We start from the raw sequence: 16876 nt of genomic DNA on the forward strand, positions 1-16876 counted from the left end.
GAGCAAGCAGATGAAATACTACTTTATCATTAATAAATGGGCGGGAGCGCGGCATTCTGCTGAGACTTGGCAAAAGATGCATCATCTACTAGTTCAAAACCAAGTTGAGTTTGAAAGTGTGGTTACCGAGTACCCCCGGCACGCCACGGAATTAGCACAGCAATTTGCTGCCACCCATCGAAAAGGGTGGGTGATCGTTGCGTTTGGGGGCGATGGCACCCTCATGGAGGTGCTTGAAGGAATCCAACGAGTTGACGCCACGATACCGCTGGGTTACATTCCAGCGGGGTCAGGAAACGATTTTGCCCGGGCCGTGGGACTATCCCGCGACCCGTATTTGGCGTTGCAACAATTAATCCAAACGACGCAACCAGCTATTTTAGACGTCGGGGCCTATCAAGACCAAAAGGAGCCGGTGATTCACTACTTTAGTAATAACGTGGGAATCGGTTTTGACGCCAGTGTCGTTTACCAAGCCAACCAAGGACAAAAAATCAAGTTGAGCAAGTGGCACTTAGAATCGACCGCGTACGTTTCTGCCTTACTGAAAACGATATTTAAGCAAAAGGGTTTCCCATTAAGTGTAACGATTGACGGACAAACTCAGCAGTTCAAGCACGCTTTTTTGGTGTCCATCACCAATATCAAATACTTTGGCGGCGGAGTGGGAATTGCGCCGCGTGCGCAACTTGACGATGGTAAACTCGACGTGGTGATCACGGAGAAATTAACGTTATTCCGCTTTATCCGCCTTTTTGCCAAGCTATTGAAGGATGGTTCCCATTTAACGATGCCCGACGTGTTTTTTGCGACCGGGCGGGAAGTTCAAGTGCATTCCTTTGCACCAGAACATGGTCAGGTCAACGGGGAGGACCTTCCGTACCAACCTTTTGACCTAAAAATCTGGACGGTTAAACAATCTTTCTGGTTTACGTTGCAAACTAAGTGAATTAATTAGAATGTTCCACGTGAAAAGGGCTGTTAGATAAGTGGGGGATTTTAGACAGATCATCCGATAAGAAAGTGTCAGAAAATAATTTACTCAGTAGCTTAAATGCTAAAATTGAAGGCAAAACGCTGTTTTAATGGCGTAATGGGGTAAACTTTTGTCTTTTATATGGTAGTTTTTCTTTAAATTTCTATTTTTAGTCATTTTAATTAAAAAATCGAGACACTATACAAGGTTTAAAGGGTTAACATAATAAACGTAGTCAAGAGCTACACATTTGGCATGGTAGAAAATTGGAATTTCTGAATTTGAGTTTGGAAATTTCATACCCCATTTTCTATTAAACAACTGCCTCACATTGAGATTATTGATATCTTTCTTTATTTTTTTGCTAGCACACCTAGAGCCGGTCTGGGTGTGTTTTTTGTGTTTTGCTTAAGGTGAGATGATTCAGTTGTCAAAAACAAAAGAAGCTGGTAGAATATTAATGTAAAGATAACTTACAAAAAGTAAGTTTACCTTTCGACTAGTTAACGACCTTTAAAAGGAGACGTTCATAATGAGTAATCAAGCAAACTTAACTAACGAAGAAATTTTTGACGCAATCAAAACTGGCAAGAAGATGCTATTTTTTACCGCCGGATGGTGCCCGGATTGCGCGTTCATCAAACCAGCAATGCCTGAAATCATGAAGAAATACGACCAATACGATTGGATTACGGTTGACCGTGACGATAATTTGGAAGTTGCCCAACATTTTGGGATTATGGGAATTCCAAGCTTCATCGCCTTGCAAGATGGCAAGGAATTGGCACGCTTCGGTAAGGGTGAACGTCATACCCCTGCAGAAGTGGAAGAATTCATCCAAAGCATTGCTTAACGTTTTTTAATATAGTTATGAGGGCTTAAAAGAGCAATCTTTTAAGTCCTTTTTTGTTTTTTGGGGAAGATTTTCCTTCCATCAACATTTGTATGAGAGTAGAATGTTCTCTTATATTGAAGCGGCTATAAAGTACACAGCTTAAACTTTTCGCATCGAGAGGTAGCGTAATGGCTTTAAATCAACTAGAGGGCTTATTGTTTTGGTTAGCAATCCTGATGGCGGTTTTGACGGTGATCGTTATCGGGATTTACTTTTGGAAAACGAGGTATCGGGGTGGCAATTACCTGCGGGATCCGCACATTCCCCTGCGCTATTTTATTCAAAGGCAAGTTGACCGTCGCGGCCAAGTCACGGGCTACGAATGCTTGCTACGTACCCAGGATGTTGCGGGACAATGGACGTTACCCCGGGACTTTAACTCTTTGCCATTGCGGCGCGTAATTGACCTATTGGAAGATACCTTCGTTTCGCTTCCGGCTGAACCGGTTACCCTATCCATTAAGCTAACGTACCAACAGATTGTTAGCCCGGATTTTGAGTACTTTGTCCGGTGGGCAATCACGAAAATTGAACCGATGAGTTTGGCGGTAGAAATTTCGATTAAGGCGATGGAAAAACGGGTAAACCACCGTTTATTAAGGCACCAGATTCAAATGGGACGCAGTTATGGGATGCAGTTCTCCGTGAACAACGTAGGATCGGACCTAAACGACTTAAAAAGCATTGAGTGGCTTTTGCCGGAAATCGATATTTTAAAGGCTTCGATGCGGAGTTTCCGTAAAGAAGACCCGCACGAATGGCTTGATTTAAATCTTCAGTTTTGGAATCGTTTAGCACGCAAGAACCATATCAAATTGGTTTTAGTCGGAATTGAAAATGCGCAAGACCAGGCGTTAGCCGAACAATTACAAATTGATGCGCGACAGGGCTATCTTTTTGGAAAGCCTGAGGATGTTCACGGGAGTGCAGAAAAATGAAAGATAAAAGACAACAATTGTATACCGATCCGTATTTTGAAAGGGGACATTGGTGGTTAAAGGTCCGTCAAACGTTCATTGCGATTTTAGGGTGGATCGGGGTGATTGTACCGGCGACCATCACGGCCACTGCATTGTGGGCCCAATCCCACCCGCGGGTGCCACACCTATGGGACTATCCGGAAGGGATTTTTGAAATCAAATTTTTAGCGGCAGTTTTATTGTTTGCCTTTACGATGGCCAGTTTATTCGCGGTTAGCATGACCATCATCCAAAATCGTCGCCGAGACCGGCTTGCCGAACAGTGGCTAACCTTTAACCCGATTAACCAGCGTAAACGGGAAGCCCGTTTGGAAAAATTTATGACCACCCGATTTGGTGATAAAGAATTCCGCGAAAACGTCAAGTATTATGAAGTTGAGCCCGAGCAAAACTTGGGCACGGACGAAATTCACCACCTCTACCAGGAAAATAATTTGGATGATTTGAACAAGGAGTAGGATAATGGCGCCGATTGTATTTAACAACCTGTTTAAGGGGAGTTTTTTAGCAACCACCACTAATTTTATTTTGTTAATTTTATGCCTGTACCCGGTAATTGGGGCCTTCTTCTGGTTTACAGGTTCGTTATCTTATCGCTTTTTGAAAACCAATAAACGTGAGGATAACTGGCGTAACTTGCCCGCAGAGGAACAGCCGATGGTGACGATTATGATTCCGGCCCATAATGAGGAGGTAATGATTGAAGAGACAATCACTTACCTATTTGAAGAGCTGAACTACGAGAATTTTGAGGTGTTGGTAATGGACGACGGCTCTACGGACCAGACCGCCGCAATCTTAGCGCGGTTACGAGAGCGTTACCCACGGCTACGTACCATTAAAATTAAGAAGAATAAGGGCAAAGCCCACGCCTTTAACATCGGGATGTACTTTGCCAAGGGTGAGTATATTTTAAGCAACGATGCCGACACCATTCCAGAACCGGATGCGTTAATGAAGTACATGAACTTTTTCTTGAGTGAGCGCGATATTAATACTTCCGCGGTGACCGCTAACATGGATGTTCAAAACCGAACCAAAATTATTGGCAAGGCCCAAACCGTGGAGTTTTCTAGCATTGTTGGGGTTATTAAACGGAGCCAAACGGCGGTTAACGATTCGATGTACGCTTATAGCGGGGCTAACACCATGTACAAGAAGGATTTTTTGATCGACGTGGGTGGTTTTCGCCAAAATCGGGCAACCGAAGACATTAGCATTGCGTGGGATCACCAAATGATTGGCGCGGTGCCCCGGTTTGCCCCAAACATCGTATTCCACATGAACGTACCGGAATCGATTCGGGATCTTTATCGGCAACGTAAACGTTGGGCACAAGGGGGAACCGAAGTCTGGCTAACGAACATCAAGAAGTTCGTCCGCCACCCCCTTAAACACCGTTACCAAATGTCAATGTTTATCGATTCAACCCTTTCAATTATTTGGTCATTTTTCTTCGTGATCACGGCGATTATTTTCGCGTTTACCATGGGCGGGGCATATTTAACTGGCCATCAGGACACCGTATTTCGCGGATTCATGATGGCGTTCATTTTTATTGCCTTTGAAATCATTGCCGGATTTTTTCAGCTATTAGCGGCCTTAGTGCTTGATCATCACGCAGCAAAACTCAAGTACGTCATTTTTGCGCCACTGTATATGTTGTTTTTTTGGATGATTAATCCAATTACGGTAGTAACGACGTTTGTTCCGGCGCTTAAAACGATTTTTGGTTTAGGCTCGGGAACTTGGGTAAGCCCCGAACGCAAGTCCCTACAAAACAAAAAATAGTTAAAACATGTTCTGCGTTTTATTTGCGAAACATGTTTTTTGTTTGCCAAAAAAATGTACAAAATTAAAATAACGGTGCAAAATAAAATGTAAGGGATTTCATTGAATTAGCAAAGGAGAAGAGTATATGGCAAAATTACCTAAAAATTTCTTATGGGGCGGCGCGGTAGCTGCTCACCAACTAGAAGGAGCGTGGCAAGCCGATGGTAAAGGGGTTAGCGTAGCGGACGTGATGACTGCTGGTACTAAAGATCATCCCCGGGAAATTACCGACGGAGTGATCCCCGGGAAAAACTATCCTAACCATGAAGGAATTGACTTCTACCACCGTTATAAGGACGACGTGAAGTTATTTGCGGAACTGGGCATTAAGGCTTTTCGGACCTCAATTGCTTGGACAAGAATTTTCCCAAATGGTGACGACCCGGAACCTAACGAGGCGGGCCTACAATTTTACGATAACCTATTTGACGAATGTCTGAAGTACGGCATTGAGCCGGTGGTTACCTTGGCACATTTTGAGATGCCCTATCACTTAGTTAAAAAATACAACGGCTTTTCCGATCGTCGGGTAATCGACCTGTTCGTTCGGTTCGCGGAAGTTTGTTTCAAGCGTTACCGCAATAAGGTGAAGTACTGGATGACTTTCAACGAAATTAATAACCAAACAATGTACAATAACGACTTTTTGATGGCGACCAATTCGGGATTAATTTTTAAGGACGGTGAAAATCGGGAAGCGGCAATGTACCAGGCGGCCCACTACGAATTAGTAGCGAGCGCCCGAGCCGTGAAATTGGGCCACGAAATTAATCCTGACTTCCAAATCGGTTGCATGATCAATTTCACGCCGCTCTATCCGTTAAATTCCGCACCAAATAACATCATGTTGGCAGAACGATTGATGCAACGCCGCTACTGGTTCTCCGACGTGCACGTAAATGGGGTTTATCCGGCAAACATTGAAGCCTACTTGCAACGCAAAGGTTACCGTAGCGACATTACTGACGAAGACCGGCAAATCTTAAAAGAAGGCACCGTTGACTACGTTGGGTTCAGCTACTACAGTTCTTATACGGTTGCTTTGCCGGCGGGGATGGATTTGGATGCCGACGAGTTGCCTTTAGAAAAAATTATGGTCGATAATCCGCACGTAAAAACTAGCGACTGGGGTTGGACGATCGATCCGGTCGGATTGCGTTATTCATTGAACTGGTTGACCGACCGCTATCATTTACCACTATTTATTGTAGAAAATGGGCTCGGAGCCTACGACAAGGTGACGGAGGACGGGCAGATCCACGATCCTTACCGGGTGTCTTATTTACGAGCTCATATTGAGGAAATGGAAAAGGCGGTGGAACTCGATGGGGTCGACCTGATGGGTTACACACCGTGGGGGTTCATCGACCTAGTTTCCGCATCCACCGGGCAAATGTCGAAACGTTACGGCTTCATATACGTTGATAAAGATGATGAAGGTAACGGGACGTTGAACCGTTCGAAAAAGGATTCGTTTGCTTGGTATCAAAAGGTTATCCAATCTAATGGAGAAGACCTGGCTTAATTAGGTAGTTAATTATCAATCCTGTGAGCTAAATCCGTTCAGTCACTCTCTGATTGTGCTAAAATAGCACTAGGAAGGGCTTGCACCAAGAACGGAGGGCGATATTTATGCTGTATTATGACCAACACGTACACACCAATTTTTCATTTGATTCAGATGAAAAAATGGAAAATTACCTAAAAATCACCGGGGATGATTTTGTTTCAACGGAACACTTGGAATTTAACAACCCGGACGCAGGTAAAAAGGATAGCGTTCCGGACTATACGGGCTACGTTACCGAAATTGAACGGTTAAAGAAGGCCACCGGTAAACGAATCTATAAGGGAATCGAAATCGGGGTTTCGGCTGGACAGATTGATCGGATTAAAGATTACATGGCACACCACGCGTTTGATTTACGCCTGTTGAGTTTTCATCAAAATGGTGAAATGGATTTTCAAGATGAACAAGTTGCCCATCTAGATCCGTTAAAAGTTACTCAGGAATACTACCAAATGATGTGGCAAGGGATTAACGAGTATCACGATGCGGATGTTTTGGCACATTTCGACTATGGGGTCCGGCGCTTGAACCTAACCTCGGGGCAATTTGCGACGACGGCGGGAGTTTTACTAACCAAGATCTTTAAAATTGCCATTGAAAACGACATGGCGTTTGAGTTGAATACTAAGAGTATGTATAAGTACCGCAACATTGGCTTGTACGACTACGCAATTGAGATTTACAAGCAACTCGGCGGCAAACGTTACACGATTGGCTCAGACGCACATGACGTTGCCCATTACGAAAACCACTTCCAAGACGCATTGGAGATGTTGAAGGCCCATGACATTCACCACGTCAACGTCTTCCGGCAGGGTGCGATGACCGTGATCCCAATTGATAACGTTCCTGAAGATTTATAGAAAACTTCTATATAGTTAAGAAAGCAAAAACGAATGCGTTATTCCAAAACGACCTTTGGAATAACGCATTTTTTATTTGCCCGGCAACAAGAGAAGTGATTCAGTAATATTTTGAAAACGCTTCGTAATCTTTTTGAACAAAAATTAAAATAAATGTCACAAAAGTGTTGACGGGTGCCGAAAATGAGTGTATAGTATATTTCTGTTGTCGCGAGGAACAACGTCATTGATTCTTCAAATTAATTGAAATTAATCCTTGACATTAATTGCTCATCACGATATACTTAAAAAGTTGTGTTAAACGACTTAAACGTTGTTAGCTCAACGATGGTAGACCTTTGAAAACTGAACAAAATTTTGACAAACGATCGTGTGAGGACTCGCAAATCAATATGATTTAGTGAGAACAAACATGCGAAGTCAATTCGCAAAAACAAACAATTAATGAGCTTGAAAAAGACTCATCATTTTAATATGAGAGTTTGATCTTGGCTCAGGATGAACGCTGGCGGCGTGCCTAATACATGCAAGTCGAACGAACTTCCGTTAATTGATCAGGACGTGCTTGCACTGAATGAGATTTTAACACGAAGTGAGTGGCGGACGGGTGAGTAACACGTGGGTAACCTGCCCAGAAGCAGGGGATAACACCTGGAAACAGATGCTAATACCGTATAACAGAGAAAACCGCCTGGTTTTCTTTTAAAAGATGGCTCTGCTATCACTTCTGGATGGACCCGCGGCGCATTAGCTAGTTGGTGAGGTAACGGCTCACCAAGGCGATGATGCGTAGCCGACCTGAGAGGGTAATCGGCCACATTGGGACTGAGACACGGCCCAGACTCCTACGGGAGGCAGCAGTAGGGAATCTTCCACAATGGACGCAAGTCTGATGGAGCAACGCCGCGTGAGTGAAGAAGGGTTTCGGCTCGTAAAGCTCTGTTGTTAAAGAAGAACGTGGGTGAGAGTAACTGTTCACCCAGTGACGGTATTTAACCAGAAAGCCACGGCTAACTACGTGCCAGCAGCCGCGGTAATACGTAGGTGGCAAGCGTTATCCGGATTTATTGGGCGTAAAGCGAGCGCAGGCGGTCTTTTAAGTCTAATGTGAAAGCCTTCGGCTCAACCGAAGAAGTGCATTGGAAACTGGGAGACTTGAGTGCAGAAGAGGACAGTGGAACTCCATGTGTAGCGGTGAAATGCGTAGATATATGGAAGAACACCAGTGGCGAAGGCGGCTGTCTGGTCTGTAACTGACGCTGAGGCTCGAAAGCATGGGTAGCGAACAGGATTAGATACCCTGGTAGTCCATGCCGTAAACGATGATTACTAAGTGTTGGAGGGTTTCCGCCCTTCAGTGCTGCAGCTAACGCATTAAGTAATCCGCCTGGGGAGTACGACCGCAAGGTTGAAACTCAAAAGAATTGACGGGGGCCCGCACAAGCGGTGGAGCATGTGGTTTAATTCGAAGCTACGCGAAGAACCTTACCAGGTCTTGACATCTTCTGCCAACCTAAGAGATTAGGCGTTCCCTTCGGGGACAGAATGACAGGTGGTGCATGGTTGTCGTCAGCTCGTGTCGTGAGATGTTGGGTTAAGTCCCGCAACGAGCGCAACCCTTATTACTAGTTGCCAGCATTCAGTTGGGCACTCTAGTGAGACTGCCGGTGACAAACCGGAGGAAGGTGGGGACGACGTCAAATCATCATGCCCCTTATGACCTGGGCTACACACGTGCTACAATGGATGGTACAACGAGTCGCGAAACCGCGAGGTTTAGCTAATCTCTTAAAACCATTCTCAGTTCGGACTGTAGGCTGCAACTCGCCTACACGAAGTCGGAATCGCTAGTAATCGCGGATCAGCATGCCGCGGTGAATACGTTCCCGGGCCTTGTACACACCGCCCGTCACACCATGAGAGTTTGTAACACCCAAAGCCGGTGGGGTAACCTTTTAGGAGCTAGCCGTCTAAGGTGGGACAGATGATTAGGGTGAAGTCGTAACAAGGTAGCCGTAGGAGAACCTGCGGCTGGATCACCTCCTTTCTAAGGAATAATACGGAACCGCACACGAGTCAAAGTTTTGTTTAGTTTTGAGAGGTCTACTCTCACTTTTGTTCTTTGAAAACTGAATAATATCTATAATTTTCTAATTTTAATTAATCATAATTAAACCGAGAGAAAACCGCGTAATTTTAAAGAGTTAAACAAGATTAGTTCAAAATAATCGCAATACTCAATTAATCGCTTTACCGCAGGTAAAGTTAGGTTAAGTTAGGAAGGGCGCATGGTGGATGCCTTGGTACTAGGAGCCGATGAAGGACGGGACTAACACCGATATGCCTCGGGGAGCTGTAAGTAAGCTTTGATCCGGGGATTTCCGAATGGGGCAACCCAATAGTTTTAATCGACTATTATCCGCATCTGAATTCATAGGATGTGTGAAGGTAAACGTGGGGAACTGAAACATCTCAGTACCCACAGGAACAGAAAGAAAATTCGATTCCCTGAGTAGCGGCGAGCGAAACGGGAACAGCCCAAACCAAGAAGCTTGCTTCTTGGGGTTGTAGGACTGAACATTTGAGTTACCAAAGAGCTTGATAGCTGAAGGGCCTGGGAAGGCCAGCCAGAGAGGGTGACAGCCCCGTAAGTTAAATCAAACTCCCTCAGTTCAGGATCCTGAGTACGGCGGAGCACGTGAAATTCCGTCGGAATCCGGGAGGACCATCTCCCAAGGCTAAATACTACCTAGTGACCGATAGTGAACCAGTACCGTGAGGGAAAGGTGAAAAGCACCCCGGAAGGGGAGTGAAATAGTTCTTGAAACCATGTGCCTACAAGAAGTCAGAGCCCGTTAATGGGTGATGGCGTGCCTTTTGTAGAATGAACCGGCGAGTTACGTTCGTATGCCAGGTTAAGTTGAAGAGACGGAGCCGAAGCGAAAGCGAGTCTGAAGAGGGCGAATTAGTATGCGGATGTAGACCCGAAACCAAGTGACCTACCCATGTCCAGGTTGAAGGTGCGGTAAAACGCACTGGAGGACCGAACTCGTGTACGTTGAAAAGTGCTGAGATGAGGTGTGGGTAGCGGTGAAATTCCAAACGAACTTGGAGATAGCTGGTTCTCTCCGAAATAGCTTTAGGGCTAGCCTCGGAATTAGGATCGTGGAGGTAGAGCCACTGTTTGGACTAGGGGCCCGTCATGGGTTACCGAATTCAGATAAACTCCGAATGCCATCGATTTATGTCCGGGAGTCAGACGGTGAGTGATAAGATCCATCGTCGAAAGGGGAACAGCCCAGACCACCAGTTAAGGTCCCTAAATATATGTTAAGTGGAAAAGGATGTGGAGTTGCATAGACAACTAGGATGTTGGCTCAGAAGCAGCCACCATTTAAAGAGTGCGTAATAGCTCACTAGTCGAGTGATCCTGCGCCGAAAATGTACCGGGGCTTAAACATATTACCGAGACTGTGGATGCCACCATTAGGTGGCGTGATAGGAGAGCGTTCTAAGGGCGACGAAGGCAGACCGTGAGGACTGTTGGAGCGCTTAGAAGTGAGAATGCCGGTATGAGTAGCGAAAGATAGGTGAGAATCCTATCCACCGTATGACTAAGGTTTCCTGGGGAAGGCTCGTCCTCCCAGGGTTAGTCGGGACCTAAGCCGAGGCCGAGAGGCGTAGGCGATGGATAACAGGTTGAGATTCCTGTACTAGTTAAACTTGTTTGAACAATGGAGGGACGCAGGAGGCTAAGGAATGCACCCGATTGGAAGTGGGTGTCCAAGCCGTGAGTCTGAAGTCGAGTCAAATGCTTGATTTCTTAAGGACAAGCGGTGATGGGGAGTGAAATTTAAGTAACGAAGTTCCTGACGTCACGCTGCCGAGAAAAGCTTCTAGTTAGAGTTTAACTACCCGTACCGCAAACCGACACAGGTAGTCGAGGAGAGTATCCTAAGGTGAGCGAGAGAACTCTCGTTAAGGAACTCGGCAAAATGACCCCGTAACTTCGGGAGAAGGGGTGCTGATCGCAAGATCAGCCGCAGTGAAAAGGCCCAGGCGACTGTTTATCAAAAACACAGGTTTCTGCAAAATCGTAAGATGACGTATAGGGGCTGACGCCTGCCCGGTGCTGGAAGGTTAAGGGGATGAGTTAGCGTAAGCGAAGCTTTGAACTGAAGCCCCAGTAAACGGCGGCCGTAACTATAACGGTCCTAAGGTAGCGAAATTCCTTGTCGGGTAAGTTCCGACCCGCACGAAAGGCGTAACGATCTGGGCACTGTCTCAACGAGAGACTCGGTGAAATTATAATACCCGTGAAGATGCGGGTTACCCGCGACAGGACGGAAAGACCCCATGGAGCTTTACTGTAACTTGATATTGAGTGTTTGTACAGCTTGTACAGGATAGGTAGGAGCCGTAGAATCCGGAACGCTAGTTTCGGAGGAGGCGCAAGTGGGATACTACCCTCGTTGTATGAACCCTCTAACCCGCGCCACTAATCGTGGCGGGAGACAGTGTCTGGTGGGCAGTTTGACTGGGGCGGTCGCCTCCTAAAAGGTAACGGAGGCGCCCAAAGGTTCCCTCAGAATGGTTGGAAATCATTCGCAGAGTGTAAAGGCAGAAGGGAGCTTGACTGCGAGACAGACAGGTCGAGCAGGGACGAAAGTCGGGCTTAGTGATCCGGTGGTTCCGTATGGAAGGGCCATCGCTCAACGGATAAAAGCTACCCTGGGGATAACAGGCTTATCTCCCCCAAGAGTTCACATCGACGGGGAGGTTTGGCACCTCGATGTCGGCTCATCGCATCCTGGGGCTGTAGTCGGTCCCAAGGGTTGGGCTGTTCGCCCATTAAAGCGGTACGCGAGCTGGGTTCAGAACGTCGTGAGACAGTTCGGTCCCTATCCGTCGCGGGCGTAGGAAATTTGAGAGGAGCTGTCCTTAGTACGAGAGGACCGGGATGGACACACCGCTGGTGTACCAGTTGTTCCGCCAGGAGCATCGCTGGGTAGCTATGTGTGGATGAGATAAACGCTGAAAGCATCTAAGTGTGAAACTCGCCTCAAGATGAGATTTCCCATTGCCTTCGGGCAAGTAAGACCCCTGAGAGATGATCAGGTAGATAGGCTAGAAGTGGAAGTGTAGCGATACATGGAGCGGACTAGTACTAATCGGTCGAGGACTTAACCAAGTAGAACGTGGCAAGTAACTCGAAAGAAAATGTAGATATTATTCAGTTTTGAGGGGACAAAAGTTTTCTCAAGTGATAACGCAAGTTAGCACAGAGTGTGGTGACGATAGTGAGAAGGATATACCTGTTCCCATGTCGAACACAGAAGTCAAGCTTCTTAACGCCAAGAGTAGTTGGGGGATCGCCCCCTGCGAGGGTAGGACGTTGCCATGCAAGCCAAGGAGTCTTCCGGAAGGAAGGCTCTTTTTTTGTGCCTTTCTTAAACGATACTAGATGTTATCAGGGCGTTTTCTAAGGAAGACTAAAGCGGTTACTTGTATTTTATAATCAGAAGCTGTATTGTTGCTGTGACGAGTGATAAAAAGGAGGAGCAATAATATGTATAAAGCTAGTGAACAGCGTTATGATAATATGACCTATAATCGCGTAGGTAATAGTGGTCTAAAATTATCGGCAATTGGGTTAGGACTTTGGAATAATTTTGGTAGTGTAGATCCCTTAGAAAACCAAAAGGAAATTCTATTTAAAGCCTTTGACCTAGGAATCACCTATTTTGATTTAGCCAACAATTATGGACCAATTCCAGGAAGTGCCGAAGAGAATTTTGGGCGCATTATGAAAAGTGACTTGCACCATTACCGTGACGAAATGGTGATTGCCAGCAAAGCGGGTTTTGTAATGTGGCCAGGACCTTATGGAAACTGGGGTTCAAGGAAGAGTATCATTGCAAGTGCGGACCAAAGCTTACAACGGACTGGTTTAGATTATTTTGATATATTCTACAGCCACCGAGCGGATCCAAAGACACCGGTCGAAGAAACGGCTTTGGCACTTGATCAACTAGTTCGTTCTGGAAAGACTCTTTATGTAGGAATTTCTAATTACAATGGGGAACAAACGGCAGCCATTACCAAGATTTTTAAAGAATTACGGACGCCATTCATTATTAACCAACCCCGCTACAACATGTTTAACCGGGATGTAGAAACGGATCTTTTCCCCGTATTGGAGCGGGAAGGAAAAGCGGCAACTAGTTACAGCTCTCTATCGCAAGGCTTGCTAACGGATAAATATTTACAAGGCATTGATGAGAATTCACGGGCCAAAAAGCAAACTATTCCATTCCTAAGCCCTGTCCAAGTAGAAGAGACTCTAGAAACCGTTAAAAAGTTAAACGAAGTCGCTAAACGGCGTGGTCAAAGCTTGGCTCAAATGGCGTTGGCGTGGAACTTACGTAAACCCGTAGTGGCAAGTGTATTAATTGGTGCAAGTCGGGCGCAACAAGTCGTTGACAACGTCAATGCGCTTGAAGATCTCGAGTTTAGTGATGAAGAGTTGGAACAAATTGACCAAATTTTGGCTGCTCAGAGTCCAATCGACTGGGACGCCCGTTAAACAGGGCTTGATAGCGTTACGTTTAATCCTGCCGAAAATTGGTGTAGAATACTACATGAAAACGTTTCCCGTAACGAAATGAACAAACCATATTTGGGAGGATAATCATGCTTAAAGAAGCAATTGCAGAAAAGTTTCATCAAATTTTTAAAACTGAAGCTGAAGAAGTTTATTTTTCACCTGGTCGGATTAACTTGATTGGGGAGCATACTGATTATAATGGCGGTCACGTTTTTCCTTGCGCAATTAGCCTGGGAACCTATGGCGCCTACCGGAGTCGAGAAGACAATAAGGTAAGAATGTATTCAGGAAATTTGTCGGATACTGGCATCATCGAATTTGACGTTAATGACCTTGAATTTGATGCTAAGTACAAGTGGAGTAACTACTTGCGAGGCATGATGTTAGAAATGCGCGAACTTACTCGCGAGTATGATCACGGTTTTGAGCTATATTTAGAGGGTGACTTACCGGACGGTGCCGGTTTATCTTCGTCAGCTTCGATTGAAATGCTGATGGGGACCATTTTAAACGACCAGTTTAATTTGCGCATCACCCCAATTGAAATCGTTAAAGCTGGGCAACGCGTTGAAAATAACTACATCAAAGTTAATTCGGGAATTATGGATCAATTCGCGGTCGAAATGGGCCGTCGGAACGAAGCCACCTTCCTAGATACGAACACCATGGAGTATGACTACGCGCCGTTGGATTTAAATAACTACGTGATCCTAATTATGAACACCAATAAACCGCACGAATTGGCTAATTCCGAATATAATACGCGCCGTGCCGAATGCGAAGAAGCATTACGGCGGCTACAGACGAAGCTAAATATCAACGCGCTGGGTGAGTTGACTAAGGACGCGTTTGATCAGTACGCGTATTTAATTAATGACGCAACGCTAATCAAACGGGCACGCCATGCCGTTTTTGAGAACCAACGGACCGTGGAAGCCCGGGAAGCCCTCAAACAGGGGGACCTAAAGCTGTTTGGTCGGTTAGTCAGTGCTTCACATGTTTCACTGCAATTTGATTACGAGGTTAGCGTGCCCGAACTCGACATGCTAGTGAACGCAGCTTGGCAAACACCGGGGGTACTCGGCGCACGAATGATTGGAGGCGGTTTTGGCGGTTGTGCAATCGCCTTAATCGAAAAAGAACGGGTTGACGAGCTGGTAAAAACAGTTGGCCAAAAATATCAGGAACAATTTGGCTACGCAGCTGACTTTTACGAGGCTAAAATTGTCGACGGTCCTCACAAAGTTTAAATTGGCGACAGAGCAAGAAGATATCTTGGGCTTTATTTTTAAAATCAGCAAACTTCTGCAATCGCATACCCGACTTTTTATTCACCTGCCGCTTAAACAGAGCTGAAATAGTCGAAGAATGTTCAAATTGATTGTTAAAAACTAACGCAATCTGTCCAAGTTTTGGGAAACCGAGCAATCAAACTAATAGGAAACCTAGATTTTGGGAATTGAAATCTGGGTTTCTTTTTTATCGCTCATCAAAGCGTTATCTTCTAATCATAATTTCATTTTAAGGACAAATTACACCCTTTTAGTTAAAAACTACAGTTTAGGATCAACAAACTACCCGAGAAATTGTTACGGGCGGTTACGTATTATAAAAGGCGACCAAGGGCCCTTGGATCTTTTAATTTAGGAGATTCAAGTTATGATACAAAAAAACCGTACTTTAAAAGCTGGATTAAATCATTTACTGACCAACGGAAACCAAAAAATAGTGTTCGGGGCACTGAAAAAGTTAAACATCCGCCCGTATCGCCACGATTTTGAAGATTATTTACAGGAAGCGCGGCTAGCCTACGCCCGAGCGTACGTACGCTTTCCCCAAGATCCAGAAGACAATCTCAAAGCTTTTCGAGTATTTGCCTATCAAGCAGTATACTGGCGGACACTTAATTTGTTGAAACGGCAAACGCTGGTCAAAGATTGGCGGACGAACGAAGTAACCGCAGATACACTTCAAGTTCCGCGTCAATACCAGTGTTCTTCGCGTGAACAACAGGTACTGGCTGACGACCTTTTTCGCCGGCTTTACGCAATCTGTACGCCCGCGGAAAAACGTTTTTTGTACGATTGCTACGTGAAGCAACTGTCGGGGCGCGAAATTGCGCAAAAAGAGGGGGTGAGCCCGCAAAGTATTTCCAAGCGACGACGAAAGGTTGGTAAAAAGGCGCTAAAAATCATTGCGGAAAACGCCACTAAGTAAGGTTAAAGGCAAATAAAAAGTCCTAGTTATCCGCTTGGGTAACTAGGACTTTTGGTTTCTTAACCGAAAAATAATCTAAATAAATTATTTTTGCTTAAGAACCATACATTTTAGGGTTAACGGGTTTTAAGTTGGGAGCTTGACCTTCTGCTTTAGGCTCTGCTTGCCACTTGTATTCGCCTTCGCCATCAAGGGCCTCGCCATGTGCCCAAGCTCCTTGGCTACTTTCATCACCCTTGGAGAAATTATAGAAGTCGTAAGCAATGTCCTTGCGTTCTTTTTCGCGCGGAAAATCGCTTGGCACCAGAATTGTTCCAACTTGTTCCTCTAATTCTTTGATTGCTGCCGCCCATTGATTTTGGTGGTAGCTATCCCGGGCAAGGAGCACGGCTAAGAGATCTTTCACTCCTGGATCATCGACCATTTCATAGATACGTGCTGCTTGTAAGCGACCTTGTGATTCCGCATTAAGGTTAGCACGGAAATCAGCAAGCAAGTTACCACTGGAAATGATGTAGGCGCCACTCCATGGATTTCCTACACTGTCAGCAGGACGCGGTCCCAATCCCGCCACAATGGCGTGTTGGGGATTCATTCCAGAAATTACCGCACCGACTACCGGATCTTGTTCCATTGCAGCTTGTTGGTCTTCCACGGGTGCGTCTTCTAGTAAACGCGCTACCATAGTAGCTAACATTTCTACGTGCCCAATTTCTTCGGTAGCGATGTCTAGGATCATGTCTTTGTATTTAGCTTCTCCCCGACAACTCCAGCCCTGGAAGAGGTATTGCATTGCCACGCTCATTTCCCCATACTGGCCACCAATTAATTCTTGTAAATATTTGGCAACCGTTGGGTCTGGTTGAGTAGGCTTAGCTTCAAATTGTAATTCTTTTTGGTGTCGAAACATAAAATTCCCCCCTATTCTTTGGTGT

General features: G+C 45.5%; 11 protein-coding genes and 3 rRNA genes. 13 read left to right on the forward strand and 1 reads right to left on the reverse strand.

Annotated features, from left to right (window positions below; genetic code table 11):
* Nucleotides 1-10 precede the first annotated feature (10 nt).
* From NYR25_00380 to NYR25_00440, 13 genes are all read left to right on the forward strand, one after another.
* On the forward strand, nucleotides 11-949 hold the full coding sequence (locus NYR25_00380; protein UWF33899.1) for a diacylglycerol kinase family lipid kinase: 939 nt from the start codon (nucleotides 11-13) through the stop codon (nucleotides 947-949).
* A 559-nt stretch (nucleotides 950-1508) separates the two neighbouring features.
* On the forward strand, nucleotides 1509-1829 hold the full coding sequence (locus tag NYR25_00385; GenBank protein ID UWF33900.1) for a thioredoxin family protein: 321 nt from the start codon (nucleotides 1509-1511) through the stop codon (nucleotides 1827-1829).
* Nucleotides 1830-1999: 170 nt separating this feature from the next.
* Nucleotides 2000-2809 carry an EAL domain-containing protein gene (locus NYR25_00390; protein UWF33901.1) on the forward strand — a complete coding sequence of 270 codons (810 nt, stop codon included), beginning with the start codon at nucleotides 2000-2002 and terminating at the stop codon, nucleotides 2807-2809.
* Entirely contained in the window at nucleotides 2806-3309 is a 504-nt protein-coding gene (locus NYR25_00395; protein UWF33902.1) for a hypothetical protein, read from the forward strand. The genes NYR25_00390 and NYR25_00395 overlap by 4 nt, the downstream gene beginning before the upstream one ends.
* A 4-nt stretch (nucleotides 3310-3313) precedes the next feature.
* Nucleotides 3314-4642, forward strand: coding sequence for a glycosyltransferase (locus tag NYR25_00400; GenBank protein UWF33903.1), 1329 nt, complete (start codon nucleotides 3314-3316; stop codon nucleotides 4640-4642).
* Between the two features lie 127 nt (nucleotides 4643-4769).
* On the forward strand, nucleotides 4770-6209 hold the full coding sequence (locus NYR25_00405; GenBank protein ID UWF33904.1) for a 6-phospho-beta-glucosidase: 1440 nt from the start codon (nucleotides 4770-4772) through the stop codon (nucleotides 6207-6209).
* A gap of 107 nt (nucleotides 6210-6316) precedes the next feature.
* Complete coding sequence (locus tag NYR25_00410) at nucleotides 6317-7117, forward strand: PHP domain-containing protein (GenBank protein UWF33905.1); 801 nt, start codon at nucleotides 6317-6319, stop codon at nucleotides 7115-7117.
* 470 nt (nucleotides 7118-7587) lie between these two features.
* Nucleotides 7588-9164: ribosomal RNA gene (locus tag NYR25_00415) — 16S ribosomal RNA — on the forward strand.
* A 221-nt stretch (nucleotides 9165-9385) separates the two neighbouring features.
* Nucleotides 9386-12308 (forward strand): 23S ribosomal RNA (locus tag NYR25_00420).
* Between the two features lie 96 nt (nucleotides 12309-12404).
* A 5S ribosomal RNA gene (gene rrf / locus NYR25_00425) occupies nucleotides 12405-12521 on the forward strand.
* The 16S, 23S and 5S rRNA genes sit together here, the layout of an rRNA operon.
* A 165-nt stretch (nucleotides 12522-12686) precedes the next feature.
* A complete protein-coding gene (locus NYR25_00430) occupies nucleotides 12687-13703 on the forward strand; it encodes an aldo/keto reductase (protein UWF33906.1) in 1017 nt (338 codons plus the stop codon).
* A 107-nt stretch (nucleotides 13704-13810) separates the two neighbouring features.
* Complete coding sequence (locus NYR25_00435; protein ID UWF33907.1) at nucleotides 13811-14974, forward strand: galactokinase; 1164 nt, start codon at nucleotides 13811-13813, stop codon at nucleotides 14972-14974.
* A gap of 409 nt (nucleotides 14975-15383) precedes the next feature.
* Nucleotides 15384-15941 carry a sigma-70 family RNA polymerase sigma factor gene (locus tag NYR25_00440; GenBank protein ID UWF33908.1) on the forward strand — a complete coding sequence of 186 codons (558 nt, stop codon included), beginning with the start codon at nucleotides 15384-15386 and terminating at the stop codon, nucleotides 15939-15941.
* Nucleotides 15942-16035: 94 nt separating this feature from the next.
* Here NYR25_00440 and NYR25_00445 read toward each other — a convergent pair whose 3' ends face one another.
* Nucleotides 16036-16851 carry a manganese catalase family protein gene (locus NYR25_00445; GenBank protein UWF33909.1) on the reverse strand — a complete coding sequence of 272 codons (816 nt, stop codon included), beginning with the start codon at nucleotides 16849-16851 and terminating at the stop codon, nucleotides 16036-16038.
* Nucleotides 16852-16876 lie beyond the last annotated feature (25 nt).

The sequence above is a fragment of the Pediococcus acidilactici genome (assembly GCA_024970065.1).
Lineage (GTDB): Bacteria > Bacillota > Bacilli > Lactobacillales > Lactobacillaceae > Pediococcus > Pediococcus acidilactici_A.

Bases quoted from the DNA above. Each gene is read 5' to 3' on its own strand.
- NYR25_00380 (UWF33899.1), top strand. From the start codon at position 11: ATGAAATACTACTTTATCATTAATAAATGGGCGGGAGCGCGGCATTCT.
- NYR25_00385 (UWF33900.1), top strand. From the start codon at position 1,509: ATGAGTAATCAAGCAAACTTAACTAACGAAGAAATTTTTGACGCAATC.
- NYR25_00390 (UWF33901.1), top strand. From the start codon at position 2,000: ATGGCTTTAAATCAACTAGAGGGCTTATTGTTTTGGTTAGCAATCCTG.
- NYR25_00395 (UWF33902.1), top strand. From the start codon at position 2,806: ATGAAAGATAAAAGACAACAATTGTATACCGATCCGTATTTTGAAAGG.
- NYR25_00400 (UWF33903.1), top strand. From the start codon at position 3,314: ATGGCGCCGATTGTATTTAACAACCTGTTTAAGGGGAGTTTTTTAGCA.
- NYR25_00405 (UWF33904.1), top strand. From the start codon at position 4,770: ATGGCAAAATTACCTAAAAATTTCTTATGGGGCGGCGCGGTAGCTGCT.
- NYR25_00410 (UWF33905.1), top strand. From the start codon at position 6,317: ATGCTGTATTATGACCAACACGTACACACCAATTTTTCATTTGATTCA.
- NYR25_00430 (UWF33906.1), top strand. From the start codon at position 12,687: ATGTATAAAGCTAGTGAACAGCGTTATGATAATATGACCTATAATCGC.
- NYR25_00435 (UWF33907.1), top strand. From the start codon at position 13,811: ATGCTTAAAGAAGCAATTGCAGAAAAGTTTCATCAAATTTTTAAAACT.
- NYR25_00440 (UWF33908.1), top strand. From the start codon at position 15,384: ATGATACAAAAAAACCGTACTTTAAAAGCTGGATTAAATCATTTACTG.
- NYR25_00445 (UWF33909.1), bottom strand. From the start codon at position 16,851: ATGTTTCGACACCAAAAAGAATTACAATTTGAAGCTAAGCCTACTCAA.